The sequence below is a fragment of the Tianweitania populi genome (genome assembly GCF_014652875.1).
Classification (GTDB): Bacteria; Pseudomonadota; Alphaproteobacteria; order Rhizobiales; family Rhizobiaceae; genus Tianweitania; species Tianweitania populi.
The window spans coordinates 104834-129205 of record NZ_BMZQ01000006.1 but is presented as its reverse complement, the minus strand read 5'-3'; the positions used below and the strand labels follow the sequence as shown (position 1 = coordinate 129205).

General features: G+C 61.2%; 25 protein-coding genes and 1 riboswitch. Of the genes, 8 read left to right on the top strand and 17 right to left on the bottom strand.

Annotation, left to right across the window (positions count from 1 at the left end):
- Together IE166_RS19980 and IE166_RS19975 are read left to right on the top strand one after the other, a co-directional pair.
- Positions 1-874 (top strand): DUF1173 family protein (locus tag IE166_RS19980; RefSeq protein WP_189507473.1); only part of this gene is annotated, 874 nt, incomplete at its 5' end.
- Between the two features lie 410 nt (positions 875-1284).
- Positions 1285-1569, top strand: coding sequence for a WGR domain-containing protein (locus IE166_RS19975; RefSeq protein ID WP_189507471.1), 285 nt, complete (start codon positions 1285-1287; stop codon positions 1567-1569).
- A gap of 60 nt (positions 1570-1629) precedes the next feature.
- Here IE166_RS19975 and IE166_RS19970 read toward each other — a convergent pair whose 3' ends face one another.
- From IE166_RS19970 to IE166_RS19930, 9 genes are all read right to left on the bottom strand, one after another.
- Positions 1630-1779 (bottom strand): hypothetical protein, encoded by a 150-nt coding sequence (locus IE166_RS19970; RefSeq protein ID WP_189507469.1) that lies wholly within the window; start codon positions 1777-1779, stop codon positions 1630-1632.
- A gap of 302 nt (positions 1780-2081) precedes the next feature.
- On the bottom strand, positions 2082-2390 hold the full coding sequence (locus IE166_RS19965; RefSeq protein ID WP_018431455.1) for a DUF736 domain-containing protein: 309 nt from the start codon (positions 2388-2390) through the stop codon (positions 2082-2084).
- 882 nt (positions 2391-3272) lie between these two features.
- Positions 3273-4214 (bottom strand): hypothetical protein, encoded by a 942-nt coding sequence (locus tag IE166_RS19960; protein WP_189507506.1) that lies wholly within the window; start codon positions 4212-4214, stop codon positions 3273-3275.
- The gene (locus IE166_RS19955) at positions 4214-5140 is read right to left on the bottom strand and encodes an ArdC family protein (protein ID WP_189507505.1); all 927 of its coding nucleotides are present in this window, start codon (positions 5138-5140) and stop codon (positions 4214-4216) included. The genes IE166_RS19960 and IE166_RS19955 overlap by 1 nt, the downstream gene beginning before the upstream one ends.
- Before the next feature lie 335 nt (positions 5141-5475).
- The gene (locus IE166_RS19950; RefSeq protein WP_151652000.1) at positions 5476-6063 is read right to left on the bottom strand and encodes a hypothetical protein; all 588 of its coding nucleotides are present in this window, start codon (positions 6061-6063) and stop codon (positions 5476-5478) included.
- A 481-nt stretch (positions 6064-6544) separates the two neighbouring features.
- On the bottom strand, positions 6545-6868 hold the full coding sequence (locus IE166_RS19945; RefSeq protein WP_189507467.1) for a hypothetical protein: 324 nt from the start codon (positions 6866-6868) through the stop codon (positions 6545-6547).
- A complete protein-coding gene (locus IE166_RS19940; protein ID WP_189507465.1) occupies positions 6865-7752 on the bottom strand; it encodes a DUF7007 domain-containing protein in 888 nt (295 codons plus the stop codon). Before IE166_RS19940 ends, IE166_RS19945 begins: the two co-directional genes overlap by 4 nt.
- Complete coding sequence (locus tag IE166_RS19935; RefSeq protein WP_189507463.1) at positions 7749-8225, bottom strand: hypothetical protein; 477 nt, start codon at positions 8223-8225, stop codon at positions 7749-7751. Before IE166_RS19935 ends, IE166_RS19940 begins: the two co-directional genes overlap by 4 nt.
- A gap of 95 nt (positions 8226-8320) precedes the next feature.
- Complete coding sequence (locus IE166_RS19930) at positions 8321-10060, bottom strand: ParB N-terminal domain-containing protein (protein WP_189507461.1); 1740 nt, start codon at positions 10058-10060, stop codon at positions 8321-8323.
- A 396-nt stretch (positions 10061-10456) separates the two neighbouring features.
- On the opposite strand from IE166_RS19930, the gene IE166_RS19925 reads away from it, so the two are divergent.
- From IE166_RS19925 to IE166_RS19915, 3 genes are all read left to right on the top strand, one after another.
- Positions 10457-10918: a tetratricopeptide repeat protein gene (locus IE166_RS19925; RefSeq protein WP_210313006.1), complete on the top strand. Its 462-nt coding sequence runs from the start codon at positions 10457-10459 to the stop codon at positions 10916-10918.
- 54 nt (positions 10919-10972) lie between these two features.
- Positions 10973-11587: a suppressor of fused domain protein gene (locus tag IE166_RS19920; protein WP_189507457.1), complete on the top strand. Its 615-nt coding sequence runs from the start codon at positions 10973-10975 to the stop codon at positions 11585-11587.
- Positions 11588-11661: 74 nt separating this feature from the next.
- On the top strand, positions 11662-12483 hold the full coding sequence (locus tag IE166_RS19915; protein WP_189507455.1) for an acyl-CoA thioesterase: 822 nt from the start codon (positions 11662-11664) through the stop codon (positions 12481-12483).
- Between the two features lie 46 nt (positions 12484-12529).
- On the opposite strand, the gene thiD is transcribed toward IE166_RS19915, so the two are convergent.
- The 3 genes from thiD to IE166_RS19900 form a co-directional block, all read right to left on the bottom strand.
- A complete protein-coding gene (thiD, locus tag IE166_RS19910) occupies positions 12530-13342 on the bottom strand; it encodes a bifunctional hydroxymethylpyrimidine kinase/phosphomethylpyrimidine kinase (RefSeq protein ID WP_189507453.1) in 813 nt (270 codons plus the stop codon).
- Positions 13339-13761, bottom strand: coding sequence for an NUDIX hydrolase (locus IE166_RS19905; RefSeq protein WP_244641625.1), 423 nt, complete (start codon positions 13759-13761; stop codon positions 13339-13341). Before IE166_RS19905 ends, thiD begins: the two co-directional genes overlap by 4 nt.
- A gap of 84 nt (positions 13762-13845) precedes the next feature.
- Positions 13846-13961: riboswitch (TPP riboswitch) on the bottom strand.
- A gap of 176 nt (positions 13962-14137) precedes the next feature.
- Complete coding sequence (locus IE166_RS19900; protein WP_189507449.1) at positions 14138-14428, bottom strand: DUF1330 domain-containing protein; 291 nt, start codon at positions 14426-14428, stop codon at positions 14138-14140.
- A gap of 63 nt (positions 14429-14491) precedes the next feature.
- On the opposite strand from IE166_RS19900, the gene IE166_RS19895 reads away from it, so the two are divergent.
- Positions 14492-14971 (top strand): MarR family winged helix-turn-helix transcriptional regulator, encoded by a 480-nt coding sequence (locus IE166_RS19895; RefSeq protein WP_189507447.1) that lies wholly within the window; start codon positions 14492-14494, stop codon positions 14969-14971.
- A 31-nt stretch (positions 14972-15002) separates the two neighbouring features.
- Here IE166_RS19895 and IE166_RS19890 read toward each other — a convergent pair whose 3' ends face one another.
- The 3 genes from IE166_RS19890 to IE166_RS19880 all read right to left on the bottom strand — a co-directional run bounded on the left by IE166_RS19890 (position 15003) and on the right by IE166_RS19880 (position 21246).
- Positions 15003-20111 (bottom strand): Eco57I restriction-modification methylase domain-containing protein, encoded by a 5109-nt coding sequence (locus tag IE166_RS19890; protein WP_189507439.1) that lies wholly within the window; start codon positions 20109-20111, stop codon positions 15003-15005.
- A gap of 116 nt (positions 20112-20227) precedes the next feature.
- Positions 20228-20629, bottom strand: a complete 402-nt coding sequence (locus IE166_RS19885; protein WP_189507438.1) for a DUF3085 domain-containing protein — start codon at positions 20627-20629, stop codon at positions 20228-20230.
- 14 nt (positions 20630-20643) lie between these two features.
- Positions 20644-21246, bottom strand: a complete 603-nt coding sequence (locus tag IE166_RS19880; RefSeq protein ID WP_189507436.1) for a DUF1419 domain-containing protein — start codon at positions 21244-21246, stop codon at positions 20644-20646.
- 242 nt (positions 21247-21488) lie between these two features.
- On the opposite strand from IE166_RS19880, the gene IE166_RS19875 reads away from it, so the two are divergent.
- Positions 21489-22097 (top strand): hypothetical protein, encoded by a 609-nt coding sequence (locus tag IE166_RS19875; protein ID WP_189507434.1) that lies wholly within the window; start codon positions 21489-21491, stop codon positions 22095-22097.
- An 11-nt stretch (positions 22098-22108) separates the two neighbouring features.
- Here the strand turns inward: IE166_RS19875 and IE166_RS19870 are convergent, their stop codons facing one another.
- The gene (locus tag IE166_RS19870; RefSeq protein WP_189507432.1) at positions 22109-23008 is read right to left on the bottom strand and encodes a DUF3991 and toprim domain-containing protein; all 900 of its coding nucleotides are present in this window, start codon (positions 23006-23008) and stop codon (positions 22109-22111) included.
- 180 nt (positions 23009-23188) lie between these two features.
- Positions 23189-23377, bottom strand: coding sequence for a hypothetical protein (locus IE166_RS19865; protein WP_189507430.1), 189 nt, complete (start codon positions 23375-23377; stop codon positions 23189-23191).
- A gap of 360 nt (positions 23378-23737) precedes the next feature.
- Between IE166_RS19865 and IE166_RS19860 the strand changes: the two genes are divergently transcribed.
- A complete protein-coding gene (locus IE166_RS19860) occupies positions 23738-24214 on the top strand; it encodes a MucR family transcriptional regulator (protein ID WP_189507428.1) in 477 nt (158 codons plus the stop codon).
- Positions 24215-24372 lie beyond the last annotated feature (158 nt).

Below are 24372 nucleotides of genomic sequence, written 5' to 3'. Positions count from 1 at the left end.
CGGCGGACGGACTGCACCCGCGATTGGTGACAACGCTGATCCCGGCGACGTCAGGACCGACGGTGCCCGATTGTCGTTGAAGGCGATGCTGCATTTCCTGTGGGACCGGGCACAGTTTAATCGCTGGCGTCCGGCGATGGCCGGACGCCGCAATTGGGCGGTGGTCCGCAAGTTCCTGATCGAGGCAGCGGCGAGTTCGAGCGCCAAGGGAAAGCCGCTGTCGGACACGATCTACATCCCGGAGATGTTCGACTCGGAGCGCGCCGACGCAATCGTTCAGCGCCGGCAGGCATTCCTGAGCAGAGCGGTTCAGTCACAGGGCAATCGCCGTTCGCTCGCGATTCTGATCGGAGAGGTGAAGGAGATCCAGCCCGCCCGGTCTGGTTCACGACTGATCATCAAACATGCGCCACGCTTTCCGTTCATGCTGGCTGAGGACGTCAACCGCCGTATGACCAAGGTGTTCGCCCGAGAACTTGCGCTGTGGGACGCGAGCCCGGACTCGCATCTCATCGCTGCGGCGACATTCGGCGTCGGCCTTTCTGGTATCGCAGCGGTGGAGACCATCGCGCTGATGACGGTCAGCGAAAAGTGGATTCCGTTCGAGAGCCAATACGAAGGCATGCTGGTTGACGCGCTCATCAAGCGAGGCTCGATCTTCATGAAAGGCCTGCGGTACAATCTGCCGTCGACCCAGCCGATGGCGAGTATCGTGCTGACCGTGAATAAGGCGGAGCCCATTGCGATGTACATCGTGCCCGACGATGCAGACAGCGCATATCGCGAGATCCTCTCCCGGCAAATCTCGGAGAGCGAGATGGTGTCGTGGATTTGGGATATCGCTAACGGCCCAATGCCCGATCTGCCCCGTTGAACGGAAGTGGCGGTCCTCCGTCCACTTACAATTCAGAGCCCGCGACGGTATCGGCGTAGCGCTGCATCGCGAGAGGTTCGTCGCCCGCATGGGGCGAAACCGCGTAGCGGGTTCGATGAGCGCAGCGAGCAGAGCCGTGCCCGCAGGGCCTCGCCCAACATCTTCCTTGCCAGCGGCCTTGCATCGTAGGATCGGACAGGCATCTCTCCTAGTCGCCTGACAGACTCCAATATGGACGTCCACCGCGCGCTATGGCGCCGCGATACGTTGATCGAGGAATCGCCAGCTCATCGATGGAATGGATCACGACAGATCTGATTGGCTGATCCATCACCAAAATGAATCGGCCGTGGGAAACCGATTCATAGAAGTCGTTGGACCACGGATCTGAACAGCGCGATTCTCTCCTTATGATCGCGCAACCCTACCAGCTTTACGTCGAGCGAACGGATCCCGCGAAGAACATGGCACGCTTCTACGCCATGTCGATCGAGGCGACCCTGTTTGGAGACGTCTGCCTGACCCGCAGATGGGGGCGAATCGGCGCGCGTGGCCAAGCCATGCAACATCATTTCAACAAGGAGGAAGACGCGGTGCAACTCTTCCTGGCCCTGCTGCGCAACAAACGCGAGCGCGGGTACGGCCCGCAAACTAGCGGCCAGCAGCATAGTCGCCGAGCTCGGCGAACCTCATAGGCCGGTCTATCCGGCCTATGAGATTTTGTTCAGGGCGAAAGCCTCCTAGAAAGGAGGCTCCTACAGCATGATCGCCTCCTGCTCGGCCCAGATGGTTTCGCGCTCGGTAAGGGCGCGCTCCAGCGCGGCCTCGATCTCGCGGCGCTCGCTGAGATAAACAGCGTTCCGCAGTTCAGCGCGCAATTCCTCGATTTCCTGATCTATCGACATCTTCGTCTCCTTGACGTTTTTGAAAGATGTCACCGGCGGTCATGGTGAGCCGGAGGGGTCAAGGTTCGCATAGCGACCGGCGGAGCCGGCGAGTGGGGGAGCCGAAATGCGTGAGCATTTTGGGGGTACCACGAAGACCTTGGGGCCTTCGGGTCGCCATGGCATCCTCGAACGATCTGAGCAGACTTCCCCACACACGGTTGGCGCCCAAAAAGCCGGGACCTGGCTCGATGCCTGGTTTCGGCTTCATCAGACGTAGGACGAACCCCGCCTGTGCGGCGGGGTCCTTTGTCGGGGGGCGATCAGTCCCGGTTGGGGCGGGACCAGATCAGCTGGAGACCTTCTTCGCCTTCCACCTCGATCAGGGTGGCGTAGATCGGAGCGGGGAAGCTCGGGTCGTCCAGCTTGACCGAGAGGTAGTCGCGGCCTTCTGCGGAGACCTTCTGCCAGGCTGCGCCGAGTTCGACATTGCCGGAGAAGATGCGGAAGTGCGGTCCCTTGTCGGAGGGGTTGTCGATGCGGACCAGCTTGGCCTTGACGTTGAGGTTGAGGGTCTTGATCGAACCGCTGAAGCCGTTGCCCGTGGAAGCGAAGGTGCCGATGGTAGCCATGTGTCTCATTCCTATTTTGTTCGGGCCGCGCCCATCGCGACCTCGATGACGGTCGATGGACCGGAGGCGATCGACCGGCACCCGCAGGGCTGGAACGAGGTGGAAGGCGGCCGGGAAAGACTTTGTTGATGCGCGAGGAATGGCGGCGTAGCCGTCAGGGGAAGAAAGTCTTGAAGGCCGTTGCCGGGACAAGATCGAGGCCCCGCGTAAGCGGAGCGTCCTTCGGTCAGACCAGTCACATCGAGGACGCAGGTGGATGCGGCCTTTGTGGAAACGGGAATGAAGACCGGCGTTGCCATCGTCGGCGTCATCCCCGAGGCATGGCGATTGGTCGCAAATGACCCTCCCGACTTCCAGACAACCTACGCACGGGCTCAAACCCCCGAGTGGAATCGTACCCATAATCCTTCAACCGTCATGAAACCGGGGCTGCCCCCGGAAGTCCGGACGCTAACTCCGCGACACTCCAGTCAGGCTAACTCGCGCTCCGAAATCACGCTGCGTCTCTGGCGCACGATACCAAGAAGGCGGTCGGCAACTGCGCATCCGGCTCGCGTTTCAGACGGGATCAGCCTCTGATAGAGGCGCCCGTGCAGGCGGGGGGCACGAGGAGGCAGGCCCTGGTGTCCGACCGTGGATACAACCATCGACCTTGCGGGAACGGGTGACCCGGAAGCGTCTCGCTTCAGGGGACCGTTGTGAGATGGGTCTGCCGGACTCGTCGGCCGGGGCGAGATTGGCATCGCGACCTTTATGGCGAAAGCCCTGGGCTCAGCCTTGTGTCAGACGGTGAATATTGCCCATTTTGTTCATCGCATAGAATGAGATGGCGTCGAGCTCGTCGCGCGTGAGGGCTCGAATGCCACGGGAACGAGTCCGGCCTCATACACCGCACATGCCCTCGCACTCGTTAGGCCATAGATCGAGCTGCCCATGGTCGGCGGCGGTTGACAGATCAACGTCTTCAAGCGGTACGCATGATCGATGCAGGTAAACCTCACCACGAATACCTCTCAGTCCGGTCCGAAGGGCCCGATCCACCTCGAGGGCATCCTCCCAAGCCGCCGCGTCGCGTTCGCGCATCGATCGCCACATGGCGTTGCTGTGAAACGGGCAGCCGATACATGCGCTTTTCGGCGGATCGGGATAGTCGTGGCGGCGCAGCCAGGCGAGGCAATCTCGTCGGCTCATGCGTTTTTCGATCAGTGGGAAACGCTTGATCTGCCACGCTTCGAAGCTCGGCTTCGCGCGAACAATCTCGTCCGTCGAGATGCCGATCCAGCATTCCACCACCGGAAAGGAAGGTGAGCGTTTGCGCGTCAGCGCTGCGAGCTCACGCACTTTCCGACGGATTGGGACAATTTTATAGTCAGTCGTGCATTGACGGCGGATCATACCGATCGAGACCGTCTCGGTCGTCGTCTGGCGCGTGGCGATTTCGATCAGCTCGCCTTCGTCGTCCTCGTCGAAGACAGGGACGACCGCACCCGCCGGCGTGACGGTCTTGGCGAAGGCGGGGATCGAGGCCCAGCGGTTGCCTTGCCCGGCCGCAATCAGCTGCTCGCGAATATTACCGGCCGAGACGATATGGACCGGGAACGGCAAAACATTGGGGGACATGAGCCATGCCAGATGATCGTAGACGGCCTGCGGCTCCCAGCCGGTGTCTGCAAAAATAGCGCAATCGGGCATTGGTCCGATCTCGCCGTGGGCCGCCATCAGGGCGAGGGTTGTCGATTGCACGCCGGCACCAAGCGAAAGCGCGCGCAGGCGAAGCGGGGAAAGCTCGGTGCCCTCCCCCGTGGTGTTCGGAGCGTGCAACATCATGCGGCCTCCGCGACCTGTGCCGCGCCCGGCTGGAGTTCGTGCAGATAATTGACAGCGCGCTGGGCATGGGCAGCCGCGGCGAAGATGAAGCGCTTCTCGTTCTTGAGAATTTCAAGCCAACTCGCCAGGTAGCTCGCATGATCGGGCCTTGGCTCCAATTCGGGAACGATGCCGAGATCCGCCGCCAAAAAGCAGCCGCCCAGATCGGCCACGAGCTCCTCGTGCGCCCTGAAGGAGCGATCCTTGTGATAGCGGGAGAGGTTGCGATCGAGCCGCTTTTCCGAGCCGACCCAATGGGTTAGCTCATGTCCCAAGGTTGCGTAGTAACTAGGCGCATCGCGAAAGCTCTCGAACGGCGGCATTTCCACGATATCAAGCGCCGGATTGAAGAAGGCCTTGTCGCCACCGTGCCGGATCACCGCTCCGGTATTGGCAAAGAAGGCATCTGCGTGCTCGACCCGCTCCACCGGATCGTCCACAGGTGCGGGATTGCCATAATACTGCGCCGGCAGATCCTCGATCTGATCGGCGCAGAACACTGTATAGGCCTTGAGGAAGGGAATGCCGCGCTCGACCTCCTCGCCGCGCGCATCCGTTTCGGTACGCGTGAAGCGGCTGGCGTAGACCACCATCGAGCCTGACTCGCCCTTGCGGACATGGCCCCCCAGCTCGACGCTCTGTTTGAACGTCATCCAGGTTGGCGAGACAAAACCCCGCGCCACAGCCTCCGACCAGAGAAGCAGCGTATTGATCCCCTGATACGGGAGACCGTTATGCCGGAGCGGGCGGGTGATCCGGCCTGTCGTATTCACGGCACTCCAGGGCTTGACCCAAGGACGCACGCCCTTCTCCAGATCCGCGACGATGCGGTCGGTGATTTTCGCGTAGATATCGACGCGGGGTTTGTTTTCTTTCCTGCTCATTTTCCAAAACCTCCATTCGAGGCCGCGCCAGTCGCGGCCGTCACGAGGTCCGCACGCGCAGGACCGCAGGTCCGCAAACCCGCGGATGAGCAATCGGAAAAAAGAGAGATGTCGCAGGATGGGCCGAAACGCAGTGAAGGACGGCGCAGCCGTTTCGCGGGACGAGGACCGGAGCAGGACCAACATTCGTGACGGCCGCGACTGGCGCGGGCCACAATGTCTATTCCTGGTGTTAGGTTTGGATCATGAAGACATGCGAAGAGGCCGGCGTCCACAAGGACACCAGCCTGATTGGGTGGGAAATCGGGCGGAGCCGAAGCTCCGCCCGTTGGCGATCAGCCAAGTGCCGCCATCTGGAGATCGGCAGCCTGCCGGCTGACGTTCTGGCCGGGGTTCTCGACCTGGCGCTCGTAGGGCTTCCAGCTTTCGCCGACGATGTGCTCGTAGGCAGCAATGGCACCCTCGGCCGCCATGCGCAGGGCGTGCGACTGAAGACCCATGTCGGCAGCAAACTCGCGTTTGCGCTGGGCGTTGCTGTCGAAGCCGACCGGACCGTCGAGGTCCTCGTCGCGGATGTCGTTGGCGAGCTTCGCCGTGGCATCTTTTGCCTCGGTAACGGCCTTCGAGTAGAACTGGCCAGCCCCGTAAGCGGAGCCGACATAGGAGCCGACGATCCGTTGCAGGTGGATCTGCATGGCCTTGTCGGAAAGTCCCTCGGAGAGGGTGTCGGCGCCTTCAATCAGGCTGCGCTGGTGGAACTCGCGGATGCCGTCGCTGTCGAGGACAGGGAGGCCGAAGCTCTCGGAGATGAGGGAGGCCTGATTGCCATCCGGGCAGCAGAGCCGGACCATTTCGAGGGTCGTGCCCTTGCGGAGCGCGACGACGCGGGCCTTGGAGTTGGTGGAGCGGGTTGAACTGGACATGAAGCTTACCTTTCTAGCGATGCCCTCCAGGTGATCGGCCTCCGGCCGGTCTTCCCTGCGGGTGCGGTCAAAAGGAACCGGCGCAAGCTGGGCGCTTCAGGGTTCGGAGCCTGCCAGGCGAGCGAGGTCGGCTTGCGGACAAGCGGGGGCCAGCTCTTCACTGGCCCCTGCGCAGGACGCGGGGCGGCCTTGTCGAGATCGGCGGGTTCCGGCCGCTCCGCGGCGCGATAGCGGCCTTGAAGGGACCGGCCGCCGGTTCAGACCGCAGCAAACCCGCCGGGAAGACCGGCCGGGGATAGTCAACGCCACCGGCATGCGAGAGCGATAAGCGCCCGATCAATCCGCGCCTCCATCCCATCCGTTGGTCCTTGCCGCTCCGTAGTGACGTCCCCTACCTGTTCGGGCCGCCTGGTCGCCATGGAAGCGACCGTGACGACCGCTACGGATCGAAGTTTGGCTGACGCGCGGGCGCCAGCACGCTTCAGGCACACAGCTCCTGCAATTGAAGCTGAGCCCTCAACGCCGTGATAACGCTTTCCTGCCATGCGAGCTTGCGCGACAGAGCGTCTATTTCCGGCTGATGCTCGGCGGTGACGGCGGCCAGGTTTGCACGATACCGTTCGAGAAACGCGCCGGGGTCGGGCGGCTTTCCGCGCCGATAGGTACTCTGGCGCGGGTGCAATCGCGGTATCAGCGCTGTCATGCGCCGTGTGATCTGCCGGTCGATCATGTCCAGTTGCCGCTGGGTCTGCCGATGGGCTTCCTCCATGCGAAAGAGCTGCGCCGGGCGATCTGGCCCGGTCATCGGCCAAGTCTCCCCTGCCAACCGACAAAGCTTGACGGCCCGCCATAGACAGCGTGGCGCTCCGGATCGATCACGAAGCCGAAACGACCGACGCGATATTCATCCCAAGGAACGAGAAAGCGACGCTCCTCGGCGCCTGGCCCACGCCTGCCGCCGGGAACAGCGACGACCTCGGTAAAGCCGGGTTGGTGATCGCAGACGATCGCCGATACCACGATCCAATCATCGTTGTGCTTCGCGAAGAAAGCACGCTCATCCTTCTTCCAGGATTCACCGGGTCCAAGAACGTTGCCTGTGATCGCTTCCCAGGCGCCCGGGAAGCTGTCCTTCATGGTCTTCTCGGCTGCACGACGCTCGAAACCGGTAAACAAATGCGGGAAGCTGAACGCGACGATCGCCCATGCCTCATCCTCTTCATAGGCGGCGCCAACGACTCGGATCGCCGGATGGACCTTGCGGTTGCGATCGGCCGAAAGGAGAAATCCGCCATGGCCGGCTGTCGAGTGGAAGACGACACCGTCGGCATAAACGGTCACACCTTGCGAGGGACCCCAAGGGGTACTCGCCCAAGAGATTTCCTCGCGCCGGCAAAGAGCGACCTTCTCTCGTTGATGCTCGACATTCTCCAGAACCCTAGCGCAGAAGGCGTTCTCGTCGGCGAGTTCGCCGCTATGACCATAGAAATCGTCGCGCTTCCATTCCGCCATGGGTCGGCGAATGCGCCAACCGGTGACAAGGTAATGCCGGCCGTCGCGGGCGGGGGCCATGGCGAAGGCATGTTCACCGACGAGGGCAACGGGCATACCATCTGCGCTTCGACCACAACAAGCCCCCGGAAATGCGGGGGGTTCGGTGACATCATGCTCAGACGCGCGCGCTTTCATGCCGCGACCCTCCCTTCCACAGCATCCGCCGCAGTCGCGTCGGCTGAGAATTCCTGCAGGACGGCGTTCGGATAGCGATGGCGGTTGAGCCATTCCTCGGCGGCCTCGCGATTGGCGGCAAGATGGACAAGCTCGGCATCGTCGCCATCGCGGTCGAGAACGAGAACCGAGCCGCTGGCCGGGCGGCTGACGACCGCGAACTTCAGGTCGCTGTTCACCGAGAACGTCCGGTGGACACGCAGGACTATGGTGCCCTGACTGCCGTAATCGCCCTCGTGTAGGGTGATGGACGCAGGGATCGTCGTGTTGCCGATGCGAGCTTCGGCCTGTCTTCGGATCAGGCGGCCGCCGGAATTTCGATTTTCCCAGGCGGCAAGCTTCTTGCGGTGGCGCTCCGGCGGTCGCGGCGTGCCATCGGAATACGTCAGGGTCGAGCCCAGGGGCACGAGGTCGTAGATCATTTCGGCGTACATGGTTTTCTCCATGGTGTTGATGGTGGAAACAGAACCGCCGCCGGCGATGTGCCGGCGGCGGGATGATCGTTCGCAAGAGTTGAAGCGGAGGCGCCCTATTCGGCGGCGACCTTGTAAGCTTCACGCTGTTCGTCGGTGAGGTCGTCGTCCTGCGGAGCCGGATCCTCCTCGCGGTAGTCATGCTCGGACTCGGCAACGGCATCGCCGTCAGACTCGTCCTGGTCTTCCGGAGTGCCTTCGTCCTCAGGCTGTCCCGTGCGCTCGTTCTTCTTCAGCCATGACGCAAGCTTGGCCTGATCGGGTCCGAACTGCGCCGACGGATGGATGAAGCGACCCTCCTTGAAGTGTTCAACCAGGGCCGTGCGCGTGTCCTTGACCTTCTGGCGCGGCAGGACCGGCGTATCGGCGCACGACGCTTCGAGCGCCGGCCGCGACAAGCAAGAGAGGAAGTCTTCCGTACCCATATTGGGCAGGAAGTTGTCCGCACCGATCACGTCGCCGGCCACGCGGGAGAGGATGCCGCTGTCGGACAGGTTCTCCCGGCAGGACAACACGTCGATCAGCAGGGACCGCACCGCGATGCGCAGCGTGTCCATGTCGAAGTCGAGCTTGCCCTCCTGGTCAAACAGGCGGGCGGCATGTTCTCCAAGGCCGGCCGCCCCGTAATACGAGATGTCGCGCGCGCCCGACGCCACCGTCACGTTTTGGCCGGCGAAGGCGAGGACCAGCAACGCCATCAGCGTGCCGTCCTCGATCGGCGCCCGCGACAACGCCTCGTGCAGAGCATCGGTTCGCAGATCGCCGATCATCTCGATGCCCTTGCGGGTGACATCGGGGCGCGTCTTGACGACGATCGCAGCATCGTCACCCTCGCCAAGCGGCTCCTCGCCCTTTTTCGGCTTCTTCGTCTCGGGCATGCGGAAGTGGACCGACTGCACCTTCCCCTCGCGATCGAGATAGAGGGCGGTGTGGTCGGACTTGCCGGGCTTGCCATAAACGCGCTCGGCCTTCTTCGGCAGCTCCGGCTGGCCCCAGTTGTTGACCTCGGTGATAACACCCTTCTTGGGAAGGTGCTGCGTCATCCACTCCTGCTGAGCGCCAAGGAATGCTTCGACGTCGGTCGTGTAGCGGCTGTCCTGATCGGCCGGCGCGAACAGGTCTTCGACCCAGGCGATGCCGTAGGCCTGAGCGAGTTCGTCGTCAAAGCTCGCGTCGCGGGCGTACATGCGGGTCTTCTGCAGGCCCTGCGCCACGCTCCACCAGGAGACCTGCGGGTCAGCCTTGGAGGGCTTGTGCTTCTTCCAGACCTCCTTCTGCTCGTCGAGCGAGGCGGAAGCGATGGTGCGGAGCTGGCTTTCATTGGGCATATCGCCCTTCGCCATCTGATCCAGCATCGCTGGCAGGACATTGGCGAGCAGACGCAGCTTGCGGATCTGGCGAACCGGCAGAGCCAGAGCGACTGCGATTGCTTCCTCGGTCCAGCCGAGTGCAACCAGACGCTCGATCGCCCGCCATTGGTCGACGGGATTGAGCTGCTCATGCGCAAGCGTTTCGGCCAGCGAGCGCATCGCGCCGCCATCCTCGGCCCGCTCGATCACCAGCACCGCGATCTCCTCAAGCCCGGCCGCGATGGCCTGCTTGACGCGGCGATGACCGGCATCAATGACGAAGCCGTTGCCACCACCGACGTCCGGGGCTACGACAGGCGGCTGCACGATGCCGACGGCGCGGATGGTCGCGAGCAGCAAAGCGTCGGCCTGTGGGTTGGACCTGGAGCGTCGCGCCTTGTCGGGGTTCGCCTTCAGCGCGCGCGGATCAACAAACTTCAGTTCCATGGAAATGCTCCTTACGGGGTTGCCGGACACCGCCAATCGCGACGTCCTTTCTCGTCTTCTTCCCGAAGACCTCCCCCAGCCCGCGGAGCGGACGGACCGGTGCAACTGCGGCCGAGCATCCCTGCCCGGCAGGACAAGCTGGGCTAACAGCCCTGCGAAGGACGACGCGGCCGGGATCGCGAGCGGCGCGGTTGAGCGCATGCGTCACCGGTTCGGCCGATCTGCGACCACCCCCCTTTTGCTTCTCACTCTTATTTTCTTTCTCCATACGATTGGCTCAGAGACACGCTGTTATACTGACCAGTGAGTAGAACCTCGAGCCACACCGCTTTAGTCTGGCCTTAGTCGGTTTGCAGATGAATGTTTGAACTCGAGAGGTTCAGCGGAGGAATAAAATTGGAACTGCTGGAAGCAATTCACGAGAGCATCAAAGATCTGAGCGCAGCGGGAGATGCTCTCGCTGCATCCGATCAGTTCGATGCCGCCCTCTCAAAGTACTGGGGAGCTTTCGATCTGCTGCCGGAACCCAAAACCCAATGGGAGGCGGGTACGTGGCTTTTGACCGCGATTGGGGATGCGAATTTCCTCAAGGGTGATTTCGTTGCCGGACGCGACAATCTCAGCAACGCTATGCATTTTCCCGATGCAGTCGGAAATCCCTTCCTGCACCTTCGGTTGGGGCAGTGCCAGTATGAGGTTGGCAACCTGGACCGAGCGACTGACGAACTGCTGCGGGCCTATGGACTGGAGGGCGCAGAAATCTTCGAAAGTGAGGACCCAAAGTACTTGGCGTTCCTCAGATCACGGGTGCCAGAACCGGAGCCCGCGAAAAAGAAACCGTTCTGGAAGTTCTGGTGATCTGGCGATCGTCAGATACGGAGGTAGGAGTCATTGTTCTCGAAACTAAGGAATATGTTCGCAGGTAACGCCACATCGTCGGTAGACGACCCATTCGTGCACCGGCGAAACGTTTACATTGAAGAACTCGATGAGCCCGACATCGTCTTCCCGAAGGAAGACGGGGTCGAGATATTAGCGTTCGGTCGAGATTTCTCGCCGATCGAGTCAGAGGATGAAGGCTACGTTCTGCTCACCAGTGGTATGAGCGACCGTGCCATGACCCTTCCGTCGGATGTTGGTGAAGCAGTCCGGCGGAGAGCGGAATTGATGTGGTATGTGCGTGAGCCAAGTGATGAGATCATTGGAAATCTCAGGTGGCTTGCGAAATACCCTTTCATCGATGACACATGGCTTGGGTTCGGACACCGGATACCAATGCCGACGCCTCCATTGTCAATCTGCTCCTTCAAAACGTTCCTCTTCCTCACGCCCGTTATCGAGCCAGACCAGGCGGTTGCGGAGAACCTCAGAATTGAGGAAGAGCAAGTCGAGATCCTGACGGTGAACCTCATCTCGGACGGCGAGTACAGCTTTATCAGAGAGACCGGTCTGGATGATTTTCTCGACGCGCTCGATGACAATGACTATCCGCCGATTTTCGACCCGGATCGACCCTCCTATTTCTAGTCGACGGTTCCAATCCGCACAGTGTTTCATTTCATATTCCGACCATAGAGGCGTTAGCCGTGGGAAACGATGCCGTGAGTGTTGAAACCAGAAGCTTTGGTAGCGATGCAGCGATTGCCGACGTGTTTAGAGCCTCCACGCCTGGAACTGTGATCGATCTTGATCGCTCGTGGTGGGGGTTTGGGGGCGTGCATGGAGGCTTGATGCTGGGCCTTGTCACGACAGCCATGCTGCACCAGACAAAAGAACAAGGCCGAACCCTCAAGCAGGTATCTGGCAAATTCAGACGTGCTGTACGTGACCCGTTCAAATTGGAAGCCTCCAACTCCAGCGAGGGTAAAACGGCAGCATGGCTACAAGCAAACGCGGTCAACGACGCTGGGGTTAGCATTGCTGTCAGTGGGATAGCTGCCACCTCAAGTCCTCGGGAACTAACGCAGATAGCGCCGTCCATGCCTGAGGTTCCCGCGCCGGAGCGGTGCCCCATTTTCAATGTTCCCCGCGAATTCGTACCTTTTGCAAGTCGTACCGAAATCAGACCCGTCGGTAGTGCCAGGCCGTTCAGCGGCGGCCCCGAAGCTGAGCTTATTGCATGGCTGCGCTTGGTCGATGACGACGTTCCGCCGGACGAGGCGCGGCTGGTTGTTTTGATGGATGCCTTAGCTCCGTCTTACGGAGCCGTCCTCAATTTGCCTACTCCAATACCCACGCTCGCATTTTCGGTGACCCCAGGCAGCGGGTTGGGAAAGACGTCTTCGCCCTGGCTCCTTTTGAGCGCGCGCACACAAGCGTGCGCAGCAGATGGATGGCTTCTGGAGCGCATGGATGCCTGGGCGCCCGACGGAAGCCATTTGGGCTCGGGTGAACAACTCAGGTTAGTCATGGCGAGCACATAGCCGGGCCCGGCAGGCAGATCACGGTCAGGGGCTTCAGCGAGGGTAATCAATCACGTTGCTCACGCCAAAGATCGTAGAAGTGGTGAAGCGGTCCGTGGCCATGACCAACATCCAATTCTCCACTCGCAGATAGAGCGCCATGCATGTAGCTTTTCGCGCGACGTACACTCTCTTCTACGCCATTTGACGGCAAAAGTGCTGCGATCGCTGCTGAAAGTGTGCAGCCGGTTCCATGATCGTTCTTCGTAGCGATACGCGGTGCCGCCAGCTCAATGGTTTGGACACCATCGTGGAGCAGATCGATGCTCTGGTCACATCCTTCGAGATGACCACCTTTGAGAAGGACCCATTGCGACCCCAGCTGTGAGAGGTCCTTAACCCGGGCCTTCATTTCATGGATCGACCAGGAAGGTCCGATATTGAGCAAGACCGCCGCTTCTGGCAGATTTGGCGTGATCACTGTCGCGAGCGGTATTAGCACCTCGCGAATAGAAGCGACGGCGTCGTCATCAAGGAGATGGTGGCCGCTTTTAGCAACCATGACAGGATCAAGAACGATCTTCCGAGCGCGATGGTAATGCAATCTGTCGGCTATTGCTTCTGCGATTCCTGCATTCGCCACCATGCCGATCTTGACGGCATCGATCCGCACGTCGTCAAAAACTGCATCGATCTGATCAGCCACGAAGTCAGGCTCAAGCGCCACAAACGACCGCACGCCTTGCGTGTTTTGCGCGACCACTGCGGTGATTGCGGAAGCCGCGTAAGCGCCAAGTGCCGAGAAGGTCTTGATGTCCGCCTGAATTCCCGCCCCGCCAGAAGTATCTGTTCCGGCAATCGTGAGGACATTTGCGATCATGCGCCCAACTCCTGCAAAGCAAGATCGGCACCGGATCGAGCGACCGACGCGACGTCCATGCTCAACGCAACATCCGCATGTTCCAACCCGTCGAGTGGAAACCACCGGGCCTCGAGTGCATCATCACCAGCGACGGGTGTTCCCGTCTCCCATTCGCAGAGGACTGCAATGAGAATGTAGTGATTACGAAGCCTGCCTTGCTCGTCGTGATCAAATGCATCAACTGCTGTGAAGACGCGATGGGGCTTCGCCACCACGCGAGTTTCTTCGAAAAGCTCCCGCACGGCTGCCTCGTTAATCCCCTCGCCGGCTTCTATTTTTCCTCCCGGGAAACCCCATTTGCCTTCGTCAGGCATGTTTGCTCGCTTGACGAGCAGAACGCTCCCTTCTCGGACAACAACCGCGATTGTTGCAGCCACGGGTCTGCCAGCGATAGTTGGATCGTTTGGCTTTAACGGCGAAGATAAGGGCATTTTGGCCTCCATAATGAGGCCGGCAAAGGATAGAGCCGATCAGACCTGTCCCTTCGCCGGCATTATCCGGATCAGGTTCAAAGGGTCACTGCGCTGTCTTCACCAGCAGTATCTCAGCCCCTTGCAGGGCTCCCCTCGGTGTCAAAGAGTTTATAGCAATCCGGAAGAAACGCACGCCTGAAACGCGGGTATGCGCTGACCCATTGCCGCGGACCGGTCAGCAATCATCTCGATGTCACTGGGCCACTCAATGTTGCTGGTTGGCGATCTCACCCATTCGCGCAATTATGAAGGATCGTGCGTTGTCCAATGCCGATGTATCTCAGGTCGCATCGACAACAAACATACGCGCCTCCTGAGCCGCATCGCGCTCGACTTTGATTGGCGCATATTCGGACGACCGATAAAAAGCCATGGCATCAGCGAGAGTTGCGAACTCGAATATGCCGGCTACAGGCAGGGGCTCGATGTCCCCTTCCAGCAACTCTACCACTGGTCCAAAGTGGACAATTCGTCCACCAGCTGCCTGCAGCGCCGCCTGAAAGCGCGGAGCCAGGGCTGCTTGCCGCTGGGCGTCTTTGATACGAAGGTTGACGTGAACATATGCTGGCATCGCACTCTCCTGATAAATACTGTATATGCAGTATTTCATGAATCGAGGGGCATGTAACCCAAAATGAACGCTGCTGCAGATTTCTACCGACGTGTTGAAGCCGATTGCCCGGCATTTCAGGCTCGAGCGACCGCAAGATCGCTAACGCGTTATTACAATGCCGCATTCCAGCCTCTGGGAATCACCGCAGAGCAATTCAGCCTGTTAGTGGGCATTGCGGGCAGTACAAAGCCGACACTTGTGGAGTTGGCGACGCGCGCAGGCGTCGACGCGACGACCCTCAGCAGAGCGGTGAGAACTCTCGAGCACAGTGGATTGGTGTACAGTGGTGGAGGGAGAGGTCGAGCGGGCAAGCGGCTGGACCTCACTCATCCGGGCTACACATTGATGGAAGAAGCCATGCCAATCTGGGAGCGTGCACGCTCACAACTGGCTGACGCTTTGGGCGATGACATGATGAAAGCCGCCCACAGCGCCATGTGCGGACTGTCTGCTGCTGCACAAACCGCGATCTCTGGACCTTTGAGCAACAGCAGCCGGTGAGGCTAGTAGCGCGTGAGCTTTATAGACGTGTTCACGCAGCCTCGTTGACAGCAGGGGGTTCGGTCAAGTCTGCGGAGAGTGCCGCCTCGACATCTGCGAGTTGGCGACGCTTGTCGGCAAGATCAGATGCAAAGGTAAATTCTTCACCTCGGCGGCTCTGATAAGAAGCCAGGCGCCGCTTCGCATCACCGAGACGCTGGCGGTAGCGCTCCTGCTCTTGTTCGAAACCGGATAGAGCATGTTCAAGGCGGGCGACGGCCCCGAGCGGAGTGGTGGTTACCGGCAGTTCGATCTCGTAGTCGGCGCCGGTGCGCATCAGGATTGTCGTGTAGCGATACCCATCTTTGCCAAACCGCTCACCAGAATATTCGAGGTCAAATCCGCCTATCGCCGCCAATACGACATCGCCCTCGTGTTGACGCTGTACCAAGGTCAGGATTTCTTTCATCAGCGCCCGACCGGAAAGTTTGCGCTCGGCGAAGGTCTCGTCGCCAACACGCATCCGAAAGTCATCGCCGAGAGTTGGGATCAGCCGCTCGATATCGTGGTCGATTTCACTAACGCGGCGAGTTGAATATTCGATATCGCGCTCAGCATCGCGAATTTGGCGGCGGATGGCGAATTGGTCGTCCTGATGAGCGGCACGAAGGCGTTCGAGCCGGGCAATGTCGGCCTCGAGCCCTGCCTTCTGCATCAGGCGTGCGTCGCCGCTGGCAATGGCCTTCGCCATGGCGAACTGGTTGGCCTGCCCCTCGCCCATGTCCTCCAGCCGGCGGATCGAGGTGTCGCCCGAGAGTGCGGCAGCGATGAACCGGGCCTTGCGCTCGTTGTTCTGCCACATCTGCGCATCCATCGAACCTTCGGTGGCGTAGGCGAAGATGTCGATGACATCATGCTGATTGCCCTGCCGCATGATCCGGCCCTCGCGCTGCTCGATCTGCGACGGCAGCCACGGCACATCGAGATGGTGCAGGGCTTTAAGACGGAGCTGGGCGTTGACTCCGGTGCCCATCGTGTCCGACGAGCCAATGAGGAAGCGCACCTTGCCGGCGCGGACATCGCCGAACAGGCGCTGCTTGGCCTCTGACTTCTTGAAATCCTGCATGAAGGCGATTTCGGAAGCAGGTACGCCCATCCGTATGAGTTCGTCGCGGATCCAGCGATAGGCGGAAAAACCGCGTGTCTTCTCCACGCTGATCGTTCCCAGATCTGAAAAGATCATCTGTGCGGCGCCGGTCAGGTCGAACGGCTTGCCGTCGGGGCGGACGTAGGTTCCGTCAGCCGTCTCCTGCCAGATGCGATAGGCATTGCCGACGAGGTCGTTGAGCTTGTTATCATGCTCATTGTCATTGTCGGGGTCGACCAGTCGCAGGTCGATCGCGGCATGGCGGCCATCGGTGATGACCGAAAGAAGGATGTCATCACCGGGCTGCGGCGGCCCCTCACGCTGCTCGATCGCCTTGATGCGGGCATCGAGGATGGTCTGGTAGCGCTTGAAGGCGGCAGAAGGCCTGGACGTCCTGATCTGCCGCGCCCCGGTTGAAAGAGCAGGAATCTTGACGTAGGCGCGCAGGTCCTCGGGCATGACCACGTCCGCGAAGGAGCGGAACATGGCGATCAGCTCGGGGACGTTGACGAAGGTGGCGAAGCGCGTCACCGGCTTGTATTTGCCGTTAGGCTGAAGCTCCAGTTCCGTGGTCACGTCGCCGAAGGTCGAGGCCCAGGCGTCGAACTCGTGCAGCCCGCGCTGATGCAGAGCCTCGAATCCCAGATAACGCTGAACCGAGAACATCTCACCTAGCGTATTGGTAATGGGCGTCCCCGACGCCAGCACGAGGGCCCTTCCCGCGTTCTTCGTCTCCACGAAGCGAGATTTGACATAAAGGTCCCAGGCGCGCTGCGAGCCGTTCGGATCGATACCCTTCAGCGTCGACATATTGGTCGCAAACGAGAGCTTCCTGAACTCCTGCGCCTCGTCGACGATGATCTGGTCGATGCCGAGCTCGGAAATCGTCAGCAAGTCGTCCTTACGGGTTGCGAGCCCCTCCAGCCGCTCCTGCAGGCCCTCCTTCAGCCGCTCGAGGCGCTTGCGCGAGACGCGGTCATCGCTTTCGACCTTCGTAAGCAAGGTCTCGTAGAGCTCCAGCTCGTCCTGGATCATCTGCTGCTCGAAAGCCGAGGGCACATTGATGAAGCGGAAAGCGGAATGGGTGATGATTATCGCGTCCCAGGCCGCCGTGGCCGCCCGACTGAGGAACCGATGGCGCTTGTCCTTGGTAAAATTGGTCTCGTCGGCGACCAGGATTCTCGCCGTCGGATAGAGCGCCAGGAATTCACGCGCAGCCTGCGCGAGGCAATGGCCGGGAACCACCATCATAGCCTTGGCGATCAGCCCGAGCCGCTTCTGCTCCATGACGGCGGCCGCCATGGTCATGGTCTTGCCGGCGCCAACGGCGTGAGCGAGGTAGGTAGAGCCGGCCGAGATGATGCGCCAGATGCCGCGCTTCTGATGCCCATAGAGAGAAAAGGCTCCAGAGGCGCCCGGTAGCTGCAGATGATCCCCGTTGAACTTTCGAGGGGCAATGTTGTTGAAACGGTCATTGTAGACCCGAGCCAGCCGGTCAGTCCGATCCGGATCGGACCAGATCCAGGTCTGGAAGGCGGTCTTGATCTTTGCGAGCTTCTCCTTGGCCGCCTCGGTGTCGACCACATTGAGGACGCGGCGTTCGCTATCGCCTTCCTTGATGACGTCGAAGATCTGCGGCACCCGGCTGTTGAGCGCATCGGCAATAAGTTCGCCGGCATGTCGACGTTCGGTGCCCCATTCTGATGTGCCGGCCGCCATCCAGCCAAGCTGCCGGGCTTGCACCGTCCACGAGGCGAGTTCGGGCATGTGGTTGATTTTAATCTCCGCGCCCATGGTCTCCTTGACGAAGGCAACGACATCAGCGGCGCAAATCCACGGTGCGCCGAGCCGCGCAGTGATATCGGAAGGCCCAAGATCGGCAGGCTGGACGTCGACCAGTGCGCGGACGTTGCGCCCGAAATCAGGATCGAGTACAGCGGCGGCTTCGGCGGCTTTGAGCTTGTCACGCACCTGGCCGGAGAGATAAGCGTCCGACGTCTGCCAAGCGCCGGTGGCCGGATCGCGGAAAATCGCCTCGCCCAGTTCGGCGATGACGGCATCGGCGTCGGCATGCAAGAGCTCCGCGATGTGATCAATGTCCACATGACCGCGCTCGTTGAGCACCACAGCCAGCGCATCGGCGGCGGAGGTGATGATCGGCGCCGAGGGTGGGGCAATCACGCGCTCGGTAAAGATTGGTCCTGGCCGGGCGGTATTGGTTTCGAGATCGTAGTCCTCGATCGAGGCGACCAGCCAGCAGTCGGGATCGTCGAGGAACGGCTGCAGGTTCGGCCGGCGATGCGCCTCACGGACCTCGCCCGTCTCCTGGTCCTCCGACACGGAAACCGTGGTGAAGTTGATGGGACCGAACTCACGCACGAAATTCGACCAGGCGATGCGCAGCTTGACCTGCGCCGGCTTCCAGGGCTTGTCGAGCTCCTGAGCCTTGAGGACCTCGCGTACCGCGTCGCGGATCGGGATTAGCTTGCGGATGATGCGGGCGTACTTTTCCGGCACACCGTCGCTGGATCTGCCCTTCCGCACCGTGATCGTGACCGGCGAGCCGTCTACCATCTGCATGAGTGCAGTGTTTCTCGCGATAAAGAAACTGCCTTCGCGCGCACTGACGCCTTCGGCGTTGGCATCGAGAGCATCTGCCTCGTGCTCGGCACCAGGATCAATTCTTGCCGGTTCTCCGTCGTAGATGGCTTTCGGAAGAAGGAGCATCGCGTCGGCGAGCGCCTGTTCCAGATCGACACCCGCTTGGGGATGGCAGGTATAGGCCTCACCATAGGGCCCTGAGACCATAGCGTGTTCGCCGAGTACGAAGTCGGGATGGCGGGCGAACCAGCGATTCACACGAAGGGCGCCTTCGTCGCCGTTCGCAGGCCGGACCTCATCGATGTCAAGCCACATCACATCGCCTTCCGGCTCGTCGGGCATTCTCTTCCGGAAAAAGAGAATGTCGACGACGACATCGGTGCCGGCATCGGTACGGAAACTGCCTTCGGGCAGGCGGAACGCCGCGATGAGATTGGCCGACTTCGCGATATGCTCGCGCGCCAAACAATCCGTCTTGTCCATCGTGCCAGAACTGGTGACGAAGGCTGCGAGCCCGCCGGGCTTCAAAAGATCGACCGAGCGCGCGATGAAGTAGTCGTGGAGCCGAAGTGCCATCGATCGATAGGCGCGGTCGGAACGTACTCTACGATCCGAGAATGGCGGATTGCCTATAGCCAGATCGAAATGCGCCGGCAGTGCGGTACGAGCGAAGTCGGCATTGAGGAGCTTCGCGCCTGGCTGCAAGAGCCGGCTGATGCGGGCCGTAACAGGATCGAGCTCGACGCCGGTGACATGAACATGATCGCGCAGTTCCTCCGGCATCAATGCCGGAAACAGGCCGGTGCCAATACCTGGCTCGAGCACCCTGCCCCCGCGCCAGCCGAGGCGCTGCAAGCCCGACCAGATCGCCCGTATAATGAATTCCGGCGTGAAATGCGCATACTGCGTGCAGCGCGAGAGTGAGGCGTATTCTGTGGTGGAGACGGCATCTTCCAGCTCCGCGCCGATCGCATCCCAACCATCACGGAACGCGTCCGCACCGGGCCGGCGGAATACGGCATTGGCAAGGTCCGAGGCGCCGAAGCCAGTAAAGCGGATCAACCGCTCCTGCTCATCGCGTGTGGCTGGCCGTTCTTCGGCCTCGATATCGGCGGCAAGCCGGATCGCGGCGATGCTGTCGCGCGCACGTTTCTTCCAGGCCTTCGCCAGACCACGGCTGCCGGCAAGGTGGAAGTTCACAGCGTCTCGACGCTGAGTTTCCGTCCATGGCTTCGAAGATTGAGCGACACCCGCAACGGCTTTGGCCGGTGCGGGTGTGGTTGGATAGGAGTCGGGATCTGGATCGCCATCCGGATCGAAGTCGCCGGAAAAGGCAGTGACGCCGAGACCTAGACCGGAGGACAGCGCAGTGCTGCCAAATATATCGAGCGTGAAGGGATCGTCATGCGCCATTGGAATTGTCTCCTGTGTTGAAGGCGCGCGTCATCCTCCCGCCGGAGTGGCGACAGGGTGGATGGCGCGGTCAGTTGGAACTGGTGAAATTGCGCTGCGCCTTGCGGCGAAGCGGATCAGTCCTTGCGGACGAGGAAGAGCTGCATCGACTCCGTCATGAAGGCGATGCGCAGATGCGTGCCGTCAGGCGTGCCGGCAAACAGCGCTTCCAGAGAGGTCGCACTGAGGAAGTCCACGCCGTCGTCGCCGCCGAAGGTGGCGCGTTTGACATCCCACCAGTCGACGTTGACGTGCGGATTGCACTCCTCGGCATAGGAGACGAGAGGCTTCTGACCTTCGGCCAGTTTGCCGTTCGAGCACAAATACACCCCATGGTCGCCAACCAGCCAAAGTCCGGGTTTGCGATTGTCCTGTTCAGACAGGCCGAGATGCGGATCGCTGAAGCCGCCATTGGCAAGGGCGTCGGCGATACCCCGTGCGATGACCTTGCGCACATCGGCGATCGGGAAAGTCAGCATTGTCCCCGCCCCCCCTATGCCGCGATGCGTTTGGGGACATGACGAAGATGCACGGGCAGCTTGGCCGCGATCTCGTCATCGGTAAGGTCTTCGAGCAGCTTCAGCGTGGTGCCCCGGCGGCCGCCATAGTAGAGGACAGTGCGCTTGCCCCGATGCTCGGCTAGCCAGCGATCGCCGGCATAGCCTCGATACTCGTCATGAGTGGCGCTCCATATGTGTTCGAGGCGCTCCTCATGCGTCATCGCCTTGACGGACCGGGATTCGCGTTCAACGATCGCGTCGCGCATCTCGACAGGTGAGCGGGCGACGGACAGATCGCAATAGCCGTGGTAGTAGCGCGTTCGGCCACCGATGCGCAGCGTATAGAAGACGCTGGTGATCGATCCGGCCAGGAACTCGCGCAACGCAAACATCTCGCCGCGCATCCAGAGAGGCGGCAAGATATCGAGCATGTAATCGTGCTCGACGCGGCCGACCTCGAACCATTCGCCGCAATAGAGCGGCCCGGCATCGCCTTCAAAGCGGTTCGGGCGTTGCGCGTGCCGGTCGAACATGCGGAACATCTGCCGGCGATCGGCGATGCCCTGATAGATCTTGCGAATAGGAGATTGGGTCATTGGGGGGCTCCTTCAGCCTCGTCAGGCCAAAGCGTGGTTCATCCCGGACGGATCACCATCCTCTTCGGCCTTCCTGACCCTTCCTTCCCTGGCGCCTCTCCGTCCGGGCGGGTCAAGGTCCGGCGTAGCCGGGCGAAGCTTCAACCTTGACGCGCCCGGCGGGCATGCGGCAGCCGGTTTTCTTTCGTTCCTCTCTTTTCCTCTCCCCAATTTGGCCGCACGCGGCCGCTTTCATGCGGACCATGAAACACACGCTCGCGGTTGCTCTTATTCTGGTCCCCGCGACCATTTCGATCCCGGCGCAGGCGGAAAGCCCAGACCGGGTCGATCCGCTGCTCGACTGTTCAACGCCGGTGCTGGACGCCGATACCCCGGAAAAGGCGAAACTGCTGCGCGTCCAATATGGCGGCGACGCGCTCGTCCGCGAGCTGCGCGAGACTTACGCGGCGCGACTGGCAGGCTTGTTCTGGGATCAGAAAGAGGGCGAGCACAGCCGAATGGTCCTGCGCCTCACCGGCGATGAGCCTGTCGAGGACCGAAAGTCGGAGGTGTGCGGAGAGCCGCTGACCGTCGCCTTCGTTACCGGCCAGACGCACACGAGGGAGGAGCTGCAGAAGCTCCATGTCGACAATCTGAACTGGCTCCGGGGCAAATTCCCTGGCCTTCAGGGGACCTATGCCGATGAACGTACCGGCCAGATCGTTCTCGAAATCTATCAGCCCGAGGCCGAGGAAATCGATCTCGAGGCGCTTCGACAGGAGGCGGAGTCGAGGCTTGATGCGCCATTGCGGGTCGAGATGACGACGGCGAAGGTTGTGGTCGGACCCGGATTACGCGCTCCGGTGCAATAGATGTGCCAGATTCAGGAGAGCGCCGCATCCTGCAGCATCGCATTCCAGTCATCTGCTGCGGGCCTCAGGCGCTCGAAGTCGCAGGTCAGTTCGCCGGCAAGCTCCCGCAGCCGCGACACGAATACCTCGCCTTGCGGGTTGGCGTCTGTGGCTGCGACAAGCCGGGCGTCGGGCCGCTTCGACAACGACCGCAGAGCGGCATCGGTTGATGGCGACCAGCCGCCGCCCGTGCTGACATAGAGCGTATCGCGCCGAACGGTCTCGATCGCTGTAAGGCTCATGGCGTCGATCGCAGCTTCGGTCACGCAAATGCGCGGGGCGGCAGCGTTACCGAACCGGAACAGCACCTTGCTGCCGCCGGACGCAAAGCCCCGCCATTCCGGTCCTCGTTCCTCCCAGCCGGTGACGACACCGTCATTCCCCTGATGCGCCGCCCACATCGAGCCGCGCGGCCCTTCCCGCAGCACGTTCTGGGCAATTGCCATGCGGATGACCTGTTCAGGGATGTGCCGCTCGTCGCGGAGATAGCGCCAGGTCGCCGATCCGCGCCACGGCTTGCGGCGCGCCGACCATCGCTCCGTGATCGACTGATCGGGCTCGCTTTCGCGGGCTTGCCGCGTCCATTGCGGTCGGCTCGGCTCGAACCCCACCAGTGAAGCCGCCTGCACGAAGGCTTCCAGAAAGTCGCAGCCATCCAGATGCTGGAGAAGCGAATAGACGTCCCCCTTAGCGTCGGACAATGGGTCGAACCAGCCCTTGCCGTCATGGATGACGATGATGATCTCGTCGCCGCGCCGGTACTTGACCGCTTTGGGGGTGCTCTCCCTGAGATCGAGGGCAAAGCCGCCGGTCTCCAGCACCGCACCACAGCCAACCTTACCTCGCAGTTCTTCTATATCCGCTTTTTCCATAATCTTCTCCCGGCCACCTTCCGGCCGGCCTCTGTCATGACTCTATCTCGTCCGCACAATTGACGGAACACTTCACGTCCGCCGCTGGCGGGCAAAGGGGGCAAGGGCGCGGCTCCGGCCGCGGCGCAGCTTCCCTTGCGGCCTGCCGCCCGGTTGCGGCACGCCACTCTGGCGCGACGTTCAGTGAACCGCGCGAGCGCCGGACCACGGGCAATATTCGAAAAGTGTGTCGACCTCGTCGTCATCGAGGTCGTCAGCAGGAAGAACGCCATACTCATCCTCACCGACCCTGAAAACGATGACCGGTACCATCAGCGTCCGGGCGAGGTTCCAGGCGTGGCTCTGAGCGAGATTGAGTTCTGGCGACATGGTGTGGCTCCCGTATTCGCGGGGACCATTCCCCGCTCGACAGGCGCCCGTCGGGTCCGGACGGGACCGCGATCACCGCGATGGCGAAGCCCTGAGCGGCGGCACGCTTGCGTAGTCCGACCCCGCAGCGGGTTGATCGGAAAGGTCCGGGCTGGAACAAGGGAATTAAGCCGACAAGAGCGAGGACTGGGCTCTGCACCGGAGCTGCGCTGTCAGCACGAAGGCACGCGGATATTCAGCCACGACCCGTTGGCTTCTGATGCCGCCATCATCGGGGTCTTTGCGAAAACAGGTTCTTCCTGTACCGACGATGTTGCCACGAGGTGGCAGCCAGACGAGTTCCCCCGCATGGACCGGACAATGAACGAAGACACCACAACGGTTTCCGCCGACCTGATTAAACTGGCCGCAGAGATCGTAGCTGCTTACGTCAGCAACAATTCGGTCCCGGCAAGCGAATTGCCCGGGCTCATCGCCAGCACACATGCAGCGATTGCCGGCCTTACTTCTGGCACTGCTGTTGAGCAACTGGAAGAAAAGCCGGTTCCAGCCGTGTCGATTCGCAAATCGGTCACGCCGGATTTCCTGATCTGTCTTGAGGACGGCAAGAAGTTTAAGTCGCTGAAGCGGCATCTCTCAACGCATTACGGCCTGACGCCAGATGCCTACCGACAGAAGTGGAACCTGCCGTCCGACTATCCGATGGTAGCGCCAAACTATTCCGCGTCGCGATCCGCCTTGGCGAGGAGTGTAGGTCTCGGTCGCAAGCCCGCCACGGTCCAGGTCCCGCCCCCACCGGCTCCTAAGCGGAAGAAGCTGGGCCTAAAATTCGGCTGACATCCGAAGGCATGTACTTGCCCACCCCGCCTTCTGCTTCGGGGATGAGTACCTAACCAGTGCAGAACCGTCAGAGATTAGGCTTTGCCGACTATTACACAGGAAGGCGAGGGCGCAATTTTGGCACTGCCAAACCGGGCACAACACTCTCTGATTGA